Raw genomic sequence first — 15,571 nt, 5'->3', positions numbered from 1 at the left:
GCTCTCGTCAAAGCTGATCGCACGTGGACCCAAAAAACGGCTTGATCACGACGGATACTCTGGGTCCACAACCAGAAGCTGGCCGCCCATGACCGCGAAGTGCTGCGCATCGTCACCCTGCTGGCCGAGCGCAAGGACCAGCGCGACGAGGACCGCGCCGAGCTGAACGAGGCCCTGCGCGACCTGCGCGCCGCCATCCAGCGGCTCGACCAGCGCCTCGCCGACTTCGCCCTCGCGCAATCGGCCCAGGGCGCGGCCGCGGCGCGGGACACGCGCGGCCGCGAGGGCTGAGCGTCGACCCGCAGACGCAGCTCCGTCACGGACGCGCCGGGTCGCACCCCGACCAGCACACCAAACCCGCCCGTCGCCCCCGCGGCGGGCTTTTCCCATGCCCGACCGGAGGTCCCATGTCCGACGCCGTCCGCACGTTCCGCCACCACCGCGAGGTGCCGATCACCCGCTGGCGCTGGCCCAACTTCTCCCCCGCCGAGATCGCCTGCCGCGGCACCGGCGCGCTCAAGCTCGATCCCATCGCCATGGACCGCCTCCAGGGCCTGCGCGACCGGCTGGGCAAGCCGCTCATCGTCCGCTCCGCCTATCGCAGCCCCGCGCACAACCGCGCCGTCGGCGGGGCACTGCGCTCCAAGCACATGGACGGGACGGCCTTCGACATCGCCATGGCGAACCACGACCCGGCGGTGTTCGAGGCGGCGGCGCGGGAGGTGGGGTTCCTGGGGTTTGGGTTCTACCCCCGCTCGGGCTTCATCCATGTCGACCTCGGTCCCGCGCGTCAGTGGGGCGAGCGGTTTCCTGCGCGGGCGGCGCCGTTTGCCCCGGAAACCCCGCCTGCACGCGAGGTCCTGGCTGACAGCCGGACGCTCAAGGGCACCGGCGCCGCAGGTGTGGCCACCGTCGGTGCGGCCGGGGTGGAGGTCGCGCAGGAGGTCCTCTCTGAGGCGCAGGGCGCAGTCCTGCCGCTGGTGCCGTATCTGGATGCCCTGCGCTGGGTGTTCATCGCGCTGGCCCTCGCCGGGATCGGCCTCGCCGTCTGGGCGCGGATCGACGACTGGCGCAAGGGGATGCGGTGACGTGGGCGCCCAGCGACTCCGCATGCGCGGCGGCTCAAGGATCGGATACGAGCGGCAGCCAGAATGGCCTTGCTCTGATCCGATTTCTCCAAGCATTTATAGCGGCATAGTGGCTGATGTCGATCCCAGCCTCTCCAGCAAGATCGACATAGCAGAAGACTCCGATGTCCGCAGCAGTGAAGCACCTGCCCGCAAGCCAGTCGTGCTCGATTAGCCAGCTCTCGAGAAAAGACAGGCCCTCATGGGCCTGATCTTGCAGCCTTGCGATCTCCTCTGCATGGCAGTCACTGCGACCGGTCCGGGCATAGAACCGCGGAAGGGCGAGCGCCTTCGACAATTCCGCCTGGTCCCAAATCAACCATGACAGGATCACGTCCCGGTCCTGATCGGGCAAGAGGTGCGTTCCCTGCGCCAGGCGCATCAGGATCGCCGCGGACTCCTCCAGTGGAGGCCGCGCCGTCTCGATCAGCACCGGAACCCGTCGCCGCCGCGAGAGCGCGGCGAACTCCGCAGCGCCGAGGTCCTCGGGAGAGAGGCTGAGATAGGGCGACTGCAGCTCGGCCAGGCAAAGCCTGACCTTCCAGCAATTCCCCGACAGTGGACGCTCCACCAACGTGTAGCAAGGTGGCGACACGGCCAAGTCAGACCGTCGCCCGCTGTCGGGCGACAGCTGCGTCAAGTTCGGCGAGACATGCGTCCATCCGGTCGCCGGGCAGGAAGCTGCCGGTGAAACTGTTGCGCACGAGTTGAATCGTCTCGTCCTCAGTCAGCCCAAGCGCCGCTTGGCAGGCACGGTAGTTGTCGTTGACGTAGCCGCCGAAATAAGGCGGGTCGTCCGAGTTCACGGTGACCTTCACTCCGGCACGCAGCATGGCTGCGATCGGGTGATCTTCCATGCGCTCGTATACCCGCAGTCGTACGTTCGACAGGGGGCAGACAGTGAGACAGATGCCGCGCTCGGCAAGATCGGCCATGAGCGCCGGATCTTCCGCGGCCCGGACGCCGTGGTCGATCCGGTCGACCTCGAGGACGTCCAGCGCCTCACGCACGTAGTCGGGCGAGCCTTCCTCACCGGCATGAATCGACGTTTTCCATCCGCGCGCCCGGGCCTCGGCATAGACCCTTCGGAACTTCGACGGCGGGTTGCCAACCTCGGGCCCACCCATACCGAGGGCAGCGATCATGCTCTCATAGCCGTTGGCCGCATCGAGTGTCTGCAAGGCCTCGTCCTCGGAGAATTGCCGCTGCAATCCCCAGATCAACGCGCAGTCGATCCCGAATTCGCTTTTGGCCGCCTTGAAGGCCCTGCCGATGCCTCCCATCATCACCGGTACCTCGATGCCGCGCCGGGAATGCGCCTGCGGACTGAAGTAGAGTTCCGCCCGGCGGACTGCGTCGTCGTGTGCCTTTTGAAGGTAGGCATATGTCACGTCGAAATAGTCTCGTTCGGTCTGCATCACCGTAAGACCAGCGTAGTAGAGGTCGAGAAAAGTTTGAAGATTGTCGAACTCGCAGGCGGCGGCGACTTCCTCGGGGGTGTCGAACGCGATCTTCACATCGTTCCTCCGCGCCAACGCGATCATCATCTCGGGCTCCAGCGAGCCTTCGATATGCATGTGGATCTCTGCCTTCGGCAGGGTGGTTACGTCGATCATCTCGTCTCCTACGATTCGGGCGCGTTCGCACCGCGCCCAATTTCCGAACAGTGCCGCCCGCGAGCAGGTCAATTCCGCGCCGCCAGACATTCTGGGCTGCGCGGAAAGTGACCAAAGTTTGCGCAAATTTCTATTCAAGGCACTGTACATAAATATTTTTTCGCAGCTTCGGTGCCGTGAGGCGGAACGCTGGCCACGCTTGCAGAAAACGTTTTCAGAGAAAAGGCTGAATCGGGAAGCGGGTTCGGACGTGTGATCCCGCACCCCGACACAAAGCCTCAGGAGTGTTTAATGAAACGAAGCGGCGCACTTGTTCTTTCTGTCATTGCTGCGGGTACGACCGCACCTGTTCTCGCGCAGGACCTGACGCCCGTCACCATCGCGGTCGGTACCTCGGTCCTGAATGTCGGCTATCCGATGCTGACGCTTCCGGCGACCCTGGGTTATTGGGAGGAGGAAGGTCTGGACGTAAACGTCGAACCGGTCGGCGCGTCCCTGCAAGCGCTACAACAGATGGTCGCAGGAAACGCTCAATTCGCTCAGATCAACGGCAGCGTTGTCGTGCAAGGTAACGTGGTGAACGAGCTGCCCGTGCGTGTCGCAATGGCCAATGGCGTGATCGACTGGTCGGTCTCGGTTCCTGCGGACAGCGATATCGAAGTGCCGGCGGACCTGGAGGGAAAGACGATCGGCGTCTTCAGCCTGGCCACGGGCGGCATTCCCCTGATGAACAGCTGGCTGTCTTCCGAAGGCCTGGACCCCGAGAACGATCTCGACCTCGTGCCGCTGGGGATGGGCGCCGCCCCGGTCGAAGCGCTCCGGAACGGGGATGTCGATGCGCTGCTCTACTGGGCCTCTGCTACCGCCGGATTCGAGAATGCCGGGCTGAACCTGCGCCAACTCGTCGCCGAGGACTGGGCCAACTATCCGGACTATTCGCTGGCCGTCATGGAGGGCACCGTCGAGGCGAGCCCGGACGTGGTGATCGGTATTGCGCGCGGCGTCGCCAAGGGCACGGTATTCGCGCTCGAGAACCCGGAATGCGCCGTCAAGCTGCACTGGGCCGAGTATCCCGAGACCAAGCCCGGCGGGGCGGACGAGGCGACCCTGCTGGAATGGGATCTCAACAACATCAATGCGCAACTCGCCTCGCTGAAGGCCGGCTTCGAATTGAACGGCGGCGAGGTGTGGGGTCATGTTGACCCGGCTGGCTATGGTCGGCTTCAGACCTTCCTACAGGAAACCGGCGTGACCGACGGGACGATAGATCCCGAGAGCTATCCCGTGTCGATCGATGGCTATGCCGCGGCCGTCAACGATTTCGACGCCGAGGCGATCCGTGAGGCGGCACGCGCCTGTGACATGGTGAACTGATGCTCGACCACGAGCCCACCGCATCGCTGGTCCGGGTCGCGTCGCTTGAAAAGGTGTACTCGACCCGGGACAAGGGCAATGTGCATGCATTGCATGATATCCAATTGGACGTCCCCGATGGAGAGCTAATCACCATTGTTGGTCCCTCTGGCTGCGGCAAGTCCACGCTGTTGAAGATTCTCGCGGGTATTCTCGAGAAGAGCTCAGGCGTGGTCGAGATCGCCGGACGACCAATTGATGGGCCCTCTCGCGACCTTGGCGTCGTCTTCCAGGCGCCGGTCCTTCTGCCATGGCGGACCGTGCTCGACAACGTTCTGGTCCCCGCAGAGATACAGCAGCTCGACATGACCGCTTCACGCGAGCGTGCACAGGCACTTCTACGCATGGTAGGCCTTGGCGCGTTCGAGGAGAAGTACCCGGGCGAGCTGTCGGGGGGCATGCAGCAACGCGTGGCGATCTGTCGGGCGCTGATCAACAAGCCCGCCTTCCTGCTCATGGATGAGCCGTTCGGCGCGCTGGACGCAATGACGCGCGAGACCATGAACCTGGAACTGATGCGGATCTGGGAAGACCAGGCCGCAACGATCCTGCTTGTTACGCACTCCATCCCCGAGGCCGTCTTTCTCGCCGACCGCGTGGTGGTGATGTCGCCCCGTCCCGGTCGCATCGCCGAGATCATCACGGTCGATCTGCCGCGACCGCGCCGGATGGAAGTGTTCAACACACCGGAGTTCGGCCAGTTCGTCACCCGGATCCGGCGCCACTTCGACAGCACGATGGAGATCGATTGATGGCCCATGCAGTCGAGAAATCCGCTGCCACTGTCGCCGAACCCACCGCCGAGCCCGCATCGCACCGGAGCGACCGGTCCTGGAAGGAAAACCGGTACCTGCCGCTGGCGTTGCTTTTCGTCCTGCTCGTCGCTTGGGAAGGGCTCGTCGTTTTGTTGGACGTGCCCAAGATTGTCGTGCCGCGTCCTTCTGCCGTTGCTGTAGCGCTCTGGGACGGGTTCGCCTCGGGACTGTTCTTGCCGCATATCATGGTCACCCTGTGGGAGATCGTGGCAGGCTTCGTCATCGGCGCGTCGGTCGGCATCGCGCTGGGGATAACCATCGGCCTCTCGGCCTTCATGGAACGGCTGATCTATCCATATGTCATCGCCTTTCAGACGCTGCCCAAAGTCGCCATCGCGCCGATCATGGTGATCTGGTTCGGCTACGGCATGACATCGAAGATCATCATCACCGCAACGATCGCCTTCTTCCCGTTGCTGGCCAACACCATCGTCGGCCTACGCTCGGCGCCGAAAGACCAGATCGATATGCTGAAGGCCTGCACCGCGACCGACTGGCAGATCTTCCGCATGGCCCGTCTTCCTCAGGCCCTGCCCTATATATTCGTCGGGCTCGACGTGGCTGCGGTGTTGTCGGTGATCGGCGCGATCGTGGGCGAGTTCGTGGGCGCGAAGGCTGGGCTCGGATACCTGATCCTGCAGATGAACTTCAACTTCAACATGGCCGGGGTCTTCGCGATCCTGATCATCCTGTCGCTGATCGGCGTCGGCCTGCACGTCCTGGTCGTCGCCGTCCAGCGGCGTGTCCTGTTCTGGTCAGACGCGCATGCAGACGTTGTGGTCGCGTGACCTGCCAACCTCCAAAGAAAAGGATTCTATAATGACCCAGACGCCCCGCATGGCCAGTCGCGAAGAGGTTCCTGTCCTCGATCTGACGCCGCTGACACATGGCGGTGACATCACCGACCTGGCGCGTCAGTTGGACGAGGCCTGCAAGAATACCGGCTTTTTCTACATCTCGAACCACGGCGTGCCTGAAAACGTTACCAATGCGATATTCGGCGCGACTCGGCGTTACTTCGCCTTGCCTGAGGAACAACGAGAAGCGCACGTGATGCACCCGGTCTATCGCCGGGGCTTCATGAAGCAGGGGATCAACCAGCATCCCGGGTTTCAGCCCGATTTAAAAGAAAGCTACGAGGTCGGAGTCGACCTTCCTGAAGACGACCCGGACGTGAAGGCGGGCCTGGCGCTGCACGCGCCGAACCAGTGGCCGGAGGAACTCCCGTGGCTGCGCGAGGCGGCCGAGACCTATTTCGACGCGACGAAGGCGTTGGGCGACCGGATGCTAAAGCTGATCGCCGTCGCGCTCGACCTGTCCGAGGACCACTTCCTGCAGTACACGAACAAGCCCATGGTGCAGATGCGGCTGTTCCATTATCCGCCGCAGCCTCCCGCTTCGCCGGAAAATGCGTTCGGCGTCGCGCCGCACACCGACTACGGAATGATCACGCTGCTGAACCAGGACCCGATCGGCGGGCTGGAGTTGAGGAAGCGCGACGGCGAGTGGATCTCCGCTCCCTATATCGACGGCACCCTCGTGGTGAACATCGGCGACCTGTTCCAGCGCTGGACCAACGACCGCTACGTGTCGAACCCGCACCGTGTCGTGAACAGGACCGGGAAAGAGCGCTACTCAATCCCGATGTTCTACAATCTCGACTATCACGCTCCGATCGAGTGCCTTTCGTCCTGCTGCTCAGAGGACAACCCGCCCCGGCACGAGCCCATTGCCTCGGGCGACTACCTGCTCAGCCGCTTCAAGACGGTCCAGAAATACCGGGCCGAGACCGAGTCGGCCTGACCGCGCCAAGTTTCTCACGTGGCGCGGCCATATGTTGGCGCGCCACCTCAATTCCCCCCAGCGCAACAAGGCCTCAGCCTGTGTGCACCTTCCAACGGGAACGCCAATGAAGACAGCCCTCCGCCTCGCCTCCGCCCTTCTTCTGTCCACTTCAGCTGTTCCGGCGCTCGCGCAGGAAAAGGTAACCATCGCCGTAGGCACTTCAGTGCTCAATGTGGGATATCCGATGCTGACCTTGCCGATGACGCTTGGCTACTGGAAGGATGCGGGCTTCGATGTCAGCGTCGAGCCCGTTGGCGCCTCGCTGCAGGCCATCCAGCAGATGGTCGCGGGAAATGCTGATTTCGCTCAGGTCGATGCCAGCGTGGTGGTGCAGGCGAATGTCGAGAACGACCTGCCGGTCCGCATCGCCATGGGCAACAACGTTATCGACTGGTCGATCTCGGTCCCCACGGACTCCGACATCCGGGGGGCCGCAGATCTGAAGGGAAAGACCATTGGCGTATTCTCGCTGGCAACGGGGGGCATACCCTATCTCGAAAGCTATCTCGCCGAGGCTGGCATGGACATGGAAAATGATATCGAGTTGATCCCGGTCGGCTTCGGCGCGGCGCCCGTCGAGGCGTTCAAGTCCGGTCAGGTCGACGCGCTACTTTATTGGGGCTCGGCCACGGCAGGCTTCGAGAATGCCGGGCTGGAGATCAACAAGATCGCACCCGAGGACTGGCGCCGGTATCCCGGCTATTCGCTGACCACCATGCAGGGCACGGCCGAGCGCGCGCCCGAGATGGTCACCGCTATCATCAAGGGCGCAGCCATGGCCTCGGTCTTCGCCGAGGCGAACCCGGAATGCGCCGTGCGCCTGCACTGGAAGGCCTTCCCCGAAACCAGACCCGCAGGCGTGCCGGAGGAAACCGCCCTGGAGCACGATCTGAACTACTTGAACGCTCAGCTTGGTTCGATGACAGATGCGTTCGCCCTGAACGGGGGGGAATTGTGGGGCGCAGTCGACACCGAGGGCTTCGGGCGGTTGCAGAGCTTCCTAAACGCGGCCGGAATCGTCGAGGGCGACATTCCGCCCGAGGATTACATCGTCGCCATTCCCGGCTTCTTCGAGACGATCAATGACTTCGATGCGGACGCCGTCCGCGCCGCGGCCAATGCCTGTGACATGCTGTGAGGGAGGACACCATGACCAGCCATGTCCGCAACGCGTCCAGCGACGAGGTGCCCGTCCTCGACCTCGCACCGCTCATGACAGGAGCGCCGCTCGGCGATTTGCCGCGCCAACTCGACCACGCCTGTCGCACCATCGGCTTCTTCTATGTGAAGAACCACGGCATCCCGCCAGAGGCACTGGACTCCGCCTTTGCAGCCGCCGATCGCTTCTTCTCGGCTCCGGAACACGAGAAGATGAAGGTGTTCCAGGACAAGCGCACGATGCGCGGTTTCATGCCCCAGGGCATCAATCAGCACGCCGGTTTCGTCCCTGATCTAAAGGAAAGCTTCATGATGTCCTACGATCTGCCGCCAGACGATCCGGCGGTGGTTGCACGCATGCCGCTGCACGGCGCCAACCAATGGCCAGAGGACAAGCCATGGTTCCGCGATGCGATCGAGGGCTACTACGACTCGGCCTTTTACTTCGGTCGGCAGTTGCTGCGCCTCGTCGCGGTGGCACTGGATCTCGACGAGCGCTTCTTCATCGAGCATACGGTCCGTCCGATGGTGTCGATGAACCTGTTCCATTATCCACCACAGCCGCCGGTTTCCCCGGAAAATGCCTTCGGCGTCGCGCCGCACACGGATTACGGCCTCATCACGCTGCTGGCGCAGGATCCAATTGGCGGGCTTGAGATTCAGAAGCGCGACGGCGAATGGATTGCCGCGCCCTATGTCCCCGGGACGCTGGTCATTAATATAGGCGACCTGTTGCAGCGCTGGACCAACGACGTCTGGCTGTCGAATTCTCATCGCGTAATCAACCGGACCGGGAAAGAGCGCTATTCGATCCCCATGTTCTACAACCTTGACTACGAGGCGCCCGTGGCCTGCGTGCCCACCTGCTGCGGGCCCGAGACTCCGCCGCGCTACGAGCCGATCTCATCCGGCGACTACCTTGTCAGCCGGTTCAAGTCTGTTCAGAAGTACGAATCTGAAACGGAGACCCCGTGACGGGGAATGGTGTGACGTGACCGGAAACACCGAAGAAAACAAGATCGGCGACACGGACTCTCCCACGACGATAAAGGATATTGCCCGCCTCGCGGGCGTGTCCATCTCCACCGTGTCTCGCGTGATCAATCGAACCGGTATCGTGACGCCAGCGAAGTTGGCGGCTGTGCAGGACGTTCTGGACGGGCTGAACTACATTCCCAACAACGCGGCGCGGTCGCTTGTCAGGCGGCGATCCAAAACCGTCGGACTGATCGTACCAACGCTTGGAAACCCGATCTTCGCACCGACAATCGCCGGGGTGGAGAAGGTTCTAGATCGCGCTGGATACGGATTGCTGATCTCGTGTTCCAACCGCATTCCCGAGCGCGAACTGAGCCAGGCGCGCACGATGGTCGAGCGCGGGGTGGACGGGATCATCCTGACCGGGTCCTACCGCCATCCCGATCTTCTTCCCTTGCTCGAGCGGCACAGTATCGCTGCGGTCAGCCAAGACGATCCAGTCGGTGGCGATAAGCTAGTGTCGATCGCCATGCCGGACGCTGCGGCGATGGCTTGTGCAATTGATTCCCTCGTCGCAGTCGGACACACCCGCATCGGCATCGTCACTGGACCGACCACGAACACGCGGCCGATCGCCGATCGGGTTGCGGGCGCGCGGGCACGACTCTGCGAGCATGGCCTGACACTACCGGATTCGGCAGTGGTCGAGACTGCCGGCTACGATGCGGAAGACGCGCGGGCTGCCACGCGCAGCTTGCTGGCTGGGCAGCCCGATCTGACCGCCATCGCCTGTACCGGCGACATCCTTGCCCTGGGTGTGATCGCCGAGTGCCAGCGGTCGGGCAAATCGGTCCCGCGTGACCTGTCCGTGACCGGCTGCGGTGAGACAATTATGGCGCAATACGTCAATCCGAAGCTTTCAACGGTGCGGATGGAGTTCGGCAAGCTTGGCGAGCTATCGGCGCGCGCGCTGCTCAACCTGCTTGCTGCCAATGAAGCCGAATTGCCACCGAATCTTGGCTTTTCTCTAGTGGAAGGTGAAACGGTAGCCTCGCCCCGATAGTTCGGACTTGGTTGACCGCATTCTGAAGTAGTTGATTCCCCGCTCGCTCCCGTGGGACAGCAATCGAACTATTGCCATGTTTTGGATGGACCCACATCTTTCAATCAACCGAAATCGCCTCAAAACTTGCGAGTGCGGACCGCAGATTCTCCATGATTTCTTCGGCCAACACCTCCGGCTCCGGGAGGTTCGCCAAATCGGTCATGGATGCATCTCTGAGCCAGAACAGGTCCAGGCTCGCCTTGTCCCGCGCCAGCAATTCGTCTCGATCAAATGCTCGCCATCGCCCGTCGGGCGTATCCTCACCCCATGACGGCTGGCGTTCATGCCGGTTTCCCGAAGGGTTCGACTGGACCAGCTTGACCACCCGGCGCGGGGCGGAACTGGAGGTCCACTACATCGCGCTGCTGCGCAAGCTGGGCGAACAGAAGGGCATGCTCGGCCAGATCTTCACTAAGGCGCAGAACAAGATCACCGACCCGGCCAAGCTGTTTCGCCTGATCGACATGGTGGACAGCACGAAGTGGGTGATGCTGGGCGCCGACGTGAAGGGGGACATCTACGAAGGGTTGCTGGAACGGAATGCCGAGGACACGAAATCTGGCGCAGGCCAGTATTTCACGCCGCGCGCGCTGATCCGCGCCATGGTGGAATGCGTCCGCCCCGAGCCGTGCAAGACCATCGCCGATCCGGCCTGTGGAACTGGCGGCTTCTTCCTCGCCGCCCATGATTTCCTGACGGACCCGGACCATCATGCGCTCGACAAGGACCAGAAGGCGTTCCTGAAGCACGCGACCTTTTTCGGGAACGAGATTGTCGCCGGGACGCGGCGCCTGTGCCTGATGAACATGTTCCTGCACGGCATCGGTGAAATGACCGGCGATACACTGGTGTCGCCCGCCGATGCCCTGATTTCGCAGCCTTCAGAGACGTTCGACTATGTGCTCGCCAACCCACCGTTCGGCAAGAAAAGCTCGATGAGCTTCACCAATGCGGACGGCGAGCAGGAAACCGACGATCTGACCTATAACCGCCAGGATTTCTGGGCGACCACATCGAACAAGCAGCTGAATTTCGTCCAGCACATCCGAACCATGCTGAAGACCACAGGACGCGCCGCCGTGGTCGTACCCGACAATGTCTTGTTCGAGGGGGGCGCAGGGGAAACGATCCGGCGCAAGTTGCTGCAGACCACCGACCTTCACACCATTCTGCGCCTGCCGACGGGTATCTTCTATGCGCAGGGCGTGAAGGCGAATGTGATCTTCTTCGACAACCGCGCCGCCAGCCCCGATCCGCAGACCTCCAAGGTCTGGTATTATGACTATCGGACGAACGTGCACCACACGTTGAAGCAGAAGCCTTTGACATATGCGCACCTCGAGGACTTCGTATCTTGCTTCAACCCGGAAATGCCAACATCGCGGCTGTAGGGCGGCTTCGCGTACTCGTCCGCCATCTTGAGGAAGATCAGGTAGGTCAGCTGCTCCAGGTAATCGCCATAGCCGACGCCGTCGTCCCGCAACGTGGTGCAGAAGCTCCAGACCTTGGAGACGATCGGCGCGGTGTTCATGCGAGGGCTTTCCTTCGGGTTGTCTTGGGGGACTTCATCCGCTCCGCCTTGATCCGGTCCAGTAGGGCGGCGGCGGGTTCGTCATCTGGGTCCTGAGGGACGAGGTAGCCGGAGAATGCTTTTTTCAGGATTGATTGGCGCAGGGCAATGGCGCGGGTGACGGCGGCGTCGATCTCGGCTTCGAGCCCGTCGGCGGCCTCGAGCCTGGCGTCGAGGCGGCGAACGATTTCGGCTTGTTCGGCGGGGGAGCAGATGGGGACGGGTAGGCCCTCGATCTTGGAAATACTCAGTGTGTGGAGACCGGAGGTCGAGCTTGCCTGCGCCTCGATGAGCTTTCTGCCAACCGGCGACATCATGAAGTATAGCGCGAAGCGTGATAACAGAATGCCGTCAGCGCTGAAACGGATGAGGTGGTTTTGATGGGTTATCTTCGGGATGCTGCCATTCCAGATGGCGACGCGCCCAATCTGTTCGATGGACCCATTGCCCTCCACGAACAGCAGGTCTCCGGTGACAAGGCTGGTCTTGACGAGTTCTTCTTCCGTGACGCCGATCTCCATGATTTCGTCGAGTTCGAGCCGGTTTGAATAGACGTTGGCCACGCGCAGGTATTTTGCCTTGAGATGAAGGGCATTGCGCTTCTGGTTCTTTGTCAGGCCGCCCGTTGTTTGCCCAAGATCGGACATAGCAAGGGTGAGCCATTCCTCTGGTACGGGAACCGTCAACCCTGATGGGATCTTGGCCGAGCCAACGAAATCCTTGGGCCGCTTCGGCTTCGCAGGTTTCTTTACCTTCTCTCCAGCGGCGCGCCACTCAGCAAGCGCGTCTTGCCAGGCGTCGAGGGCGGCTTTGTAGCGGGTGTCGCGTTCTTTCTGGATGCGAGCGATGAGAGTATCGCGAGCTTCCAGCTTGTCGGCGTTCCGCGCGCGCCAGTCGGCGGTGAGGCGGCCTTCGAAGGCGGATTTCAGCAGGGACTGTCGGTAGAGGCCGAGGGTGGTGCGCGCCGTTTGCAGGCCCTCGACCCCCTTGTCGATCTCGTCGAACATCGCCTCGATCTTTTCCACGATGCGGCATTGTTCGTTGAGGGGAGGGATCGGAATCGAAACCGATTTTAGGGAGCTCTGTCCGATGTTCCTCATCGACATCTGATTGCCCGAGGACACCGCGCCCAACTTGCGCCGACCTTCAAGGCTACGCAAATAGACGAGGAGCCAAGGTTTCAGTTCAGTTGGTAGGTCGAGCCTTAAAACTTTGTCGCTAAGGAACAGGTTTGGGTGGTCTTTCTTGACCATCACCACTGCGCCGACCAACTCGAGCGTGTTAGCCCGGGAGAACAGGAAGTCACCAGCCTTGATTGCAGTGTCTGGCGCTGGTTCGAAACTTCTTGGGAATGTCTTCGACTGAGAGGCGTCGAATGTGCCCCATGTTACCGCGCTTACCTTGATCACGCCCCGCTCATGCGCCAGCGGTGGGCGCTCTTCGCATTTGAGGTTCTTTCCTGCGGTTATGCCTAGGAGCAGCTCGCCAATTTCGGCCGTTGTCCATCCGCTCGGCAATTCCGTCATGCCGACAGCGCCTCATTCATCTCGGTCATGACTTCGTCCATGCCAGCGCCAAAGAGCGCGTACATCTGCCCCATGCCACCCTTGCCATCAAAGGGGGCCATTTCCAGATCGTCGCGCTCGATGGTGAAGGAGGTGGCGAGGTGGTCGCGGATCATGCGCAGCCAGTCCATCTGTTCCTCGGTGAACTTTTCGCCCGCGCCGGAATGGCGGTTCAGCACCCAGTTCTGGAAGTTGCGCCGCACCCGTTCGGAATGGCGGGTAAGGGTTTCATCCAGCCCCGTGACCCGGCGGATCAGCGCCACAAGAGCTGTCAGGTCACTGGCGGGGTTGCTGCCCTTGTAGTCGTCAAGATGCGCATAGGCGCGCCAGACGGTCAGCGGGGCGAGGCGCGGGCGATCCTCGATCAGTTTCTTCAGCACGTCCTTGACCATGGCATAGGTCACTTCGGCCCGGCGGGCGGGGGTGTTGAAGTAGATCGACAGTGCTTCGACCTCGTCCCGGTTCTCGGTCAGGTACGCCTCGAATTCCTGCGCGATCTGCTTGGCGTTCTCGGCCACGTCGCCCGCCCATTCGGCGCGCAAAAGCGCGTCGAGGTTTTCATGGTCGATGGTCTGTTCGTTGTCGCGGCGGATCGTGTCCATCAGGTTGATGAGCGGGCCGGTGAAGACGTTGGCGGCGTGTTTGATCCGTTCGTCGCGCGCGGCCTGCATGGCGGCATCGTCAGGCTCGGGGTGGCCCGCGGCCTTGGCGTCGGCCTCGACCTTGTCGGGGTCGATGGCGTCGAAGAGGTCGCGGACGATGGCGGTGAGCGAGGTGCCGGCCTCAGTCGTGATCTTCTCCTGATCCTCGGCCCCCAGCTTGTTGTCGAGACGCGACAGGCGGGCAGCGAGCGAGCTGACGGTTTCCTCGGACCGGTCGCCCATCATCAGCCCCATGGCGAGGTCCTTGAACGGGATCGAGGGCTTGGTGTCGAGCGGCTGGCTGGCCGTCTTGAGCGACTTGGTCACGCCGACGGCATCGACGACGACGTAATGGGTCTTGGCCTGGGCGGAGGGAGAGACCTTTTTCAGGTCGTCGGGTTTGAGGACACGGGTGCCGCGGCCCTTCATCTGCTCGAAGTAGTTCTTCGACTTTACGTCGCGCATGAAGATCAGGCATTCGAGCGGTTTCACGTCGGTGCCGGTGGCGATCATGTCCACGGTCACGGCGATGCGCGGGTAATAGTCGTTGCGGAACGCCGAGAGCGAGGATTTCGGGTTCTTGGCCCCGTTGGTGATCTTGCGGCAGAAATCGTTGCCCTCCCCGAACTCCAGCCGGACGGTCTGGATGATGTCGTCGGCGTGGCTGTCGGTCTTGGCGAAGATCAGGGTTTTGGGCAGTTCCTTGCGGCCGGGGAAGATCTCGGGCCACTTCTCATGGAAGGTGCGGATCACCGTGCGGATCTGGTCAGGGTTCACGACGGAGCGGTCAAGCTGGGTCACGGCGTAGGCCTGCTCGTCGTCTTGGGTCTCCCACCGGCGCGCACGGGTTTCGCGTTCGCGTTTCTCCACCAGCTGCTCGGCCTTGAGCGTTTCACCACCCTGGCTGATCTCGGTCTCGATCAGGTAGATTTCGTTGCCAACGTTGACCTTGTCGGCGACAGCCTTTTCATGGGTGTATTCGCTGACCACATTCTTCTGGAAGAACCCGTAGGTGCGGTTGTCGGGCGTGGCGGTCAGTCCGATCAGGTAGGCGTCGAAATACTCGATGACCTGGCGCCAGAGATTGTAGATCGAACGGTGACATTCATCGATCACGACGACGTCGAAGTATTCCGGCGGTAGCTTGGCATTGTAGACGACCGGCAGAGGTTCCTTGCGGCGCCATTTCTGTTCCGCCGGGTTTTCCTCTTCCGCGCCTTCGTTCAGTTCCTCGCCCTTGAGGGTGGCGTACATGCGCTGGATCGTCGAGATGACAACCTGGCTGTCGTTCGCGATAGAGGGCGAGGTGAGGCGCTGGACGTTGTAGAGTTCGGTGAACTTTCGGTTGTCGTCGTTCGGGATGAACGCCATGAACTCCTGCTCAGCCTGCTCGCCGAGATTCTTGGTGTCGACAAGGAACAGGATTCGGCGCGCGCCTGCATGCTTGAGCAGGCGGTAGACCTGCGTGATCGCCGTGAAGGTCTTGCCAGAGCCAGTCGCCATCTGAACGAGGGCCCGCGGCTTGTCAGCCTTGAGCGAGGTCTCGAGGTTCGTGATCGCCTTGATCTGGCAGTCGCGCAGGCCGTCCAGGTTGAGCCCCGGAAGGGCCGCGATGCCCGCACGAAGGCTCATTGGAGCCTGTGCCCAGGATTTCAGTGTTTCGGAACGGTGGAAGGTAAAGAGTTCGCCCTGAACAATTCCTAACCTACTGATTCTCAGCGCAGATCACGCTGGAGCG

The 15,571-nt window shown here is 62.1% G+C and carries 15 protein-coding genes; 10 read left to right on the top strand and 5 right to left on the bottom strand.

Annotated features, from left to right (window positions below; translation table 11 throughout):
- Nucleotides 1-99 precede the first annotated feature (99 nt).
- The gene (locus DDE13_RS19225) at nucleotides 100-291 is read left to right on the top strand and encodes a hypothetical protein (protein WP_111405857.1); all 192 of its coding nucleotides are present in this window, start codon (nucleotides 100-102) and stop codon (nucleotides 289-291) included.
- A gap of 116 nt (nucleotides 292-407) precedes the next feature.
- On the top strand, nucleotides 408-1,088 hold the full coding sequence (locus DDE13_RS19220) for a YcbK family protein (RefSeq protein WP_111405856.1): 681 nt from the start codon (nucleotides 408-410) through the stop codon (nucleotides 1,086-1,088).
- Nucleotides 1,089-1,122: 34 nt separating this feature from the next.
- On the opposite strand, the gene DDE13_RS19215 is transcribed toward DDE13_RS19220, so the two are convergent.
- Both DDE13_RS19215 and DDE13_RS19210 read right to left on the bottom strand, forming a co-directional pair.
- Nucleotides 1,123-1,722: a glutathione S-transferase family protein gene (locus tag DDE13_RS19215; protein ID WP_235868780.1), complete on the bottom strand. Its 600-nt coding sequence runs from the start codon at nucleotides 1,720-1,722 to the stop codon at nucleotides 1,123-1,125.
- A 7-nt stretch (nucleotides 1,723-1,729) separates the two neighbouring features.
- The gene (locus tag DDE13_RS19210; RefSeq protein ID WP_111405854.1) at nucleotides 1,730-2,743 is read right to left on the bottom strand and encodes an adenosine deaminase; all 1,014 of its coding nucleotides are present in this window, start codon (nucleotides 2,741-2,743) and stop codon (nucleotides 1,730-1,732) included.
- 291 nt (nucleotides 2,744-3,034) lie between these two features.
- Between DDE13_RS19210 and DDE13_RS19205 the strand changes: the two genes are divergently transcribed.
- The 8 genes from DDE13_RS19205 (at nucleotide 3,035) to DDE13_RS19170 (ending at nucleotide 11,448) form a co-directional block, all read left to right on the top strand.
- Nucleotides 3,035-4,117 carry an ABC transporter substrate-binding protein gene (locus DDE13_RS19205; protein WP_111405853.1) on the top strand — a complete coding sequence of 361 codons (1,083 nt, stop codon included), beginning with the start codon at nucleotides 3,035-3,037 and terminating at the stop codon, nucleotides 4,115-4,117.
- Nucleotides 4,117-4,908 carry an ABC transporter ATP-binding protein gene (locus tag DDE13_RS19200; protein WP_111405852.1) on the top strand — a complete coding sequence of 264 codons (792 nt, stop codon included), beginning with the start codon at nucleotides 4,117-4,119 and terminating at the stop codon, nucleotides 4,906-4,908. The genes DDE13_RS19205 and DDE13_RS19200 overlap by 1 nt, the downstream gene beginning before the upstream one ends.
- Entirely contained in the window at nucleotides 4,908-5,759 is an 852-nt protein-coding gene (locus DDE13_RS19195) for an ABC transporter permease (protein ID WP_111405851.1), read from the top strand. The genes DDE13_RS19200 and DDE13_RS19195 overlap by 1 nt, the downstream gene beginning before the upstream one ends.
- Nucleotides 5,760-5,790: 31 nt before the next feature.
- Nucleotides 5,791-6,774, top strand: a complete 984-nt coding sequence (locus tag DDE13_RS19190; protein ID WP_111405850.1) for an isopenicillin N synthase family dioxygenase — start codon at nucleotides 5,791-5,793, stop codon at nucleotides 6,772-6,774.
- 34 nt (nucleotides 6,775-6,808) lie between these two features.
- Nucleotides 6,809-7,954, top strand: a complete 1,146-nt coding sequence (locus DDE13_RS19185; protein ID WP_162631097.1) for an ABC transporter substrate-binding protein — start codon at nucleotides 6,809-6,811, stop codon at nucleotides 7,952-7,954.
- A gap of 11 nt (nucleotides 7,955-7,965) precedes the next feature.
- Nucleotides 7,966-8,949, top strand: a complete 984-nt coding sequence (locus tag DDE13_RS19180; protein WP_111405848.1) for an isopenicillin N synthase family dioxygenase — start codon at nucleotides 7,966-7,968, stop codon at nucleotides 8,947-8,949.
- Nucleotides 8,950-8,965: 16 nt separating this feature from the next.
- Nucleotides 8,966-10,015, top strand: coding sequence for a LacI family DNA-binding transcriptional regulator (locus DDE13_RS19175; protein ID WP_162631096.1), 1,050 nt, complete (start codon nucleotides 8,966-8,968; stop codon nucleotides 10,013-10,015).
- Between the two features lie 359 nt (nucleotides 10,016-10,374).
- Nucleotides 10,375-11,448: an HsdM family class I SAM-dependent methyltransferase gene (locus DDE13_RS19170; RefSeq protein WP_222626145.1), complete on the top strand. Its 1,074-nt coding sequence runs from the start codon at nucleotides 10,375-10,377 to the stop codon at nucleotides 11,446-11,448.
- On the opposite strand, the gene DDE13_RS23695 is transcribed toward DDE13_RS19170, so the two are convergent.
- The 3 genes from DDE13_RS23695 to DDE13_RS19155 are packed head-to-tail and all read right to left on the bottom strand — an operon-like array spanning nucleotide 11,340 to nucleotide 15,465.
- Entirely contained in the window at nucleotides 11,340-11,588 is a 249-nt protein-coding gene (locus DDE13_RS23695) for a type I restriction-modification system subunit M N-terminal domain-containing protein (RefSeq protein ID WP_222626144.1), read from the bottom strand. The genes DDE13_RS19170 and DDE13_RS23695 overlap by 109 nt on opposite strands.
- Nucleotides 11,585-13,153 carry a restriction endonuclease subunit S gene (locus DDE13_RS19160; RefSeq protein ID WP_111405845.1) on the bottom strand — a complete coding sequence of 523 codons (1,569 nt, stop codon included), beginning with the start codon at nucleotides 13,151-13,153 and terminating at the stop codon, nucleotides 11,585-11,587. Before DDE13_RS19160 ends, DDE13_RS23695 begins: the two co-directional genes overlap by 4 nt.
- A complete protein-coding gene (locus DDE13_RS19155; RefSeq protein WP_222626143.1) occupies nucleotides 13,150-15,465 on the bottom strand; it encodes a type I restriction endonuclease subunit R in 2,316 nt (771 codons plus the stop codon). Before DDE13_RS19155 ends, DDE13_RS19160 begins: the two co-directional genes overlap by 4 nt.
- Nucleotides 15,466-15,571: the final 106 nt, after the last annotated feature.

It is taken from the genome of Meridianimarinicoccus zhengii (assembly GCF_003254465.1).
Classification (GTDB): domain Bacteria; phylum Pseudomonadota; class Alphaproteobacteria; order Rhodobacterales; family Rhodobacteraceae; genus Meridianimarinicoccus; species Meridianimarinicoccus zhengii.
The sequence above is the reverse complement of the archived record's forward strand: the minus strand, read 5'-3'. Positions and strand labels throughout refer to the sequence as shown.

Coding starts and splice junctions, on each gene's coding strand:
- DDE13_RS19220 (WP_111405856.1), top strand. CDS start 408: ATGTCCGACGCCGTCCGCACGTTCCGCCACCACCGCGAGGTGCCGATC.
- DDE13_RS19210 (WP_111405854.1), bottom strand. CDS start 2,743: ATGATCGACGTAACCACCCTGCCGAAGGCAGAGATCCACATGCATATC.
- DDE13_RS19205 (WP_111405853.1), top strand. CDS start 3,035: ATGAAACGAAGCGGCGCACTTGTTCTTTCTGTCATTGCTGCGGGTACG.
- DDE13_RS19200 (WP_111405852.1), top strand. CDS start 4,117: ATGCTCGACCACGAGCCCACCGCATCGCTGGTCCGGGTCGCGTCGCTT.
- DDE13_RS19195 (WP_111405851.1), top strand. CDS start 4,908: ATGGCCCATGCAGTCGAGAAATCCGCTGCCACTGTCGCCGAACCCACC.
- DDE13_RS19190 (WP_111405850.1), top strand. CDS start 5,791: ATGACCCAGACGCCCCGCATGGCCAGTCGCGAAGAGGTTCCTGTCCTC.
- DDE13_RS19180 (WP_111405848.1), top strand. CDS start 7,966: ATGACCAGCCATGTCCGCAACGCGTCCAGCGACGAGGTGCCCGTCCTC.
- DDE13_RS23695 (WP_222626144.1), bottom strand. CDS start 11,588: ATGAACACCGCGCCGATCGTCTCCAAGGTCTGGAGCTTCTGCACCACG.
- DDE13_RS19160 (WP_111405845.1), bottom strand. CDS start 13,153: ATGACGGAATTGCCGAGCGGATGGACAACGGCCGAAATTGGCGAGCTG.
- DDE13_RS19155 (WP_222626143.1), bottom strand. CDS start 15,465: ATGAGCCTTCGTGCGGGCATCGCGGCCCTTCCGGGGCTCAACCTGGAC.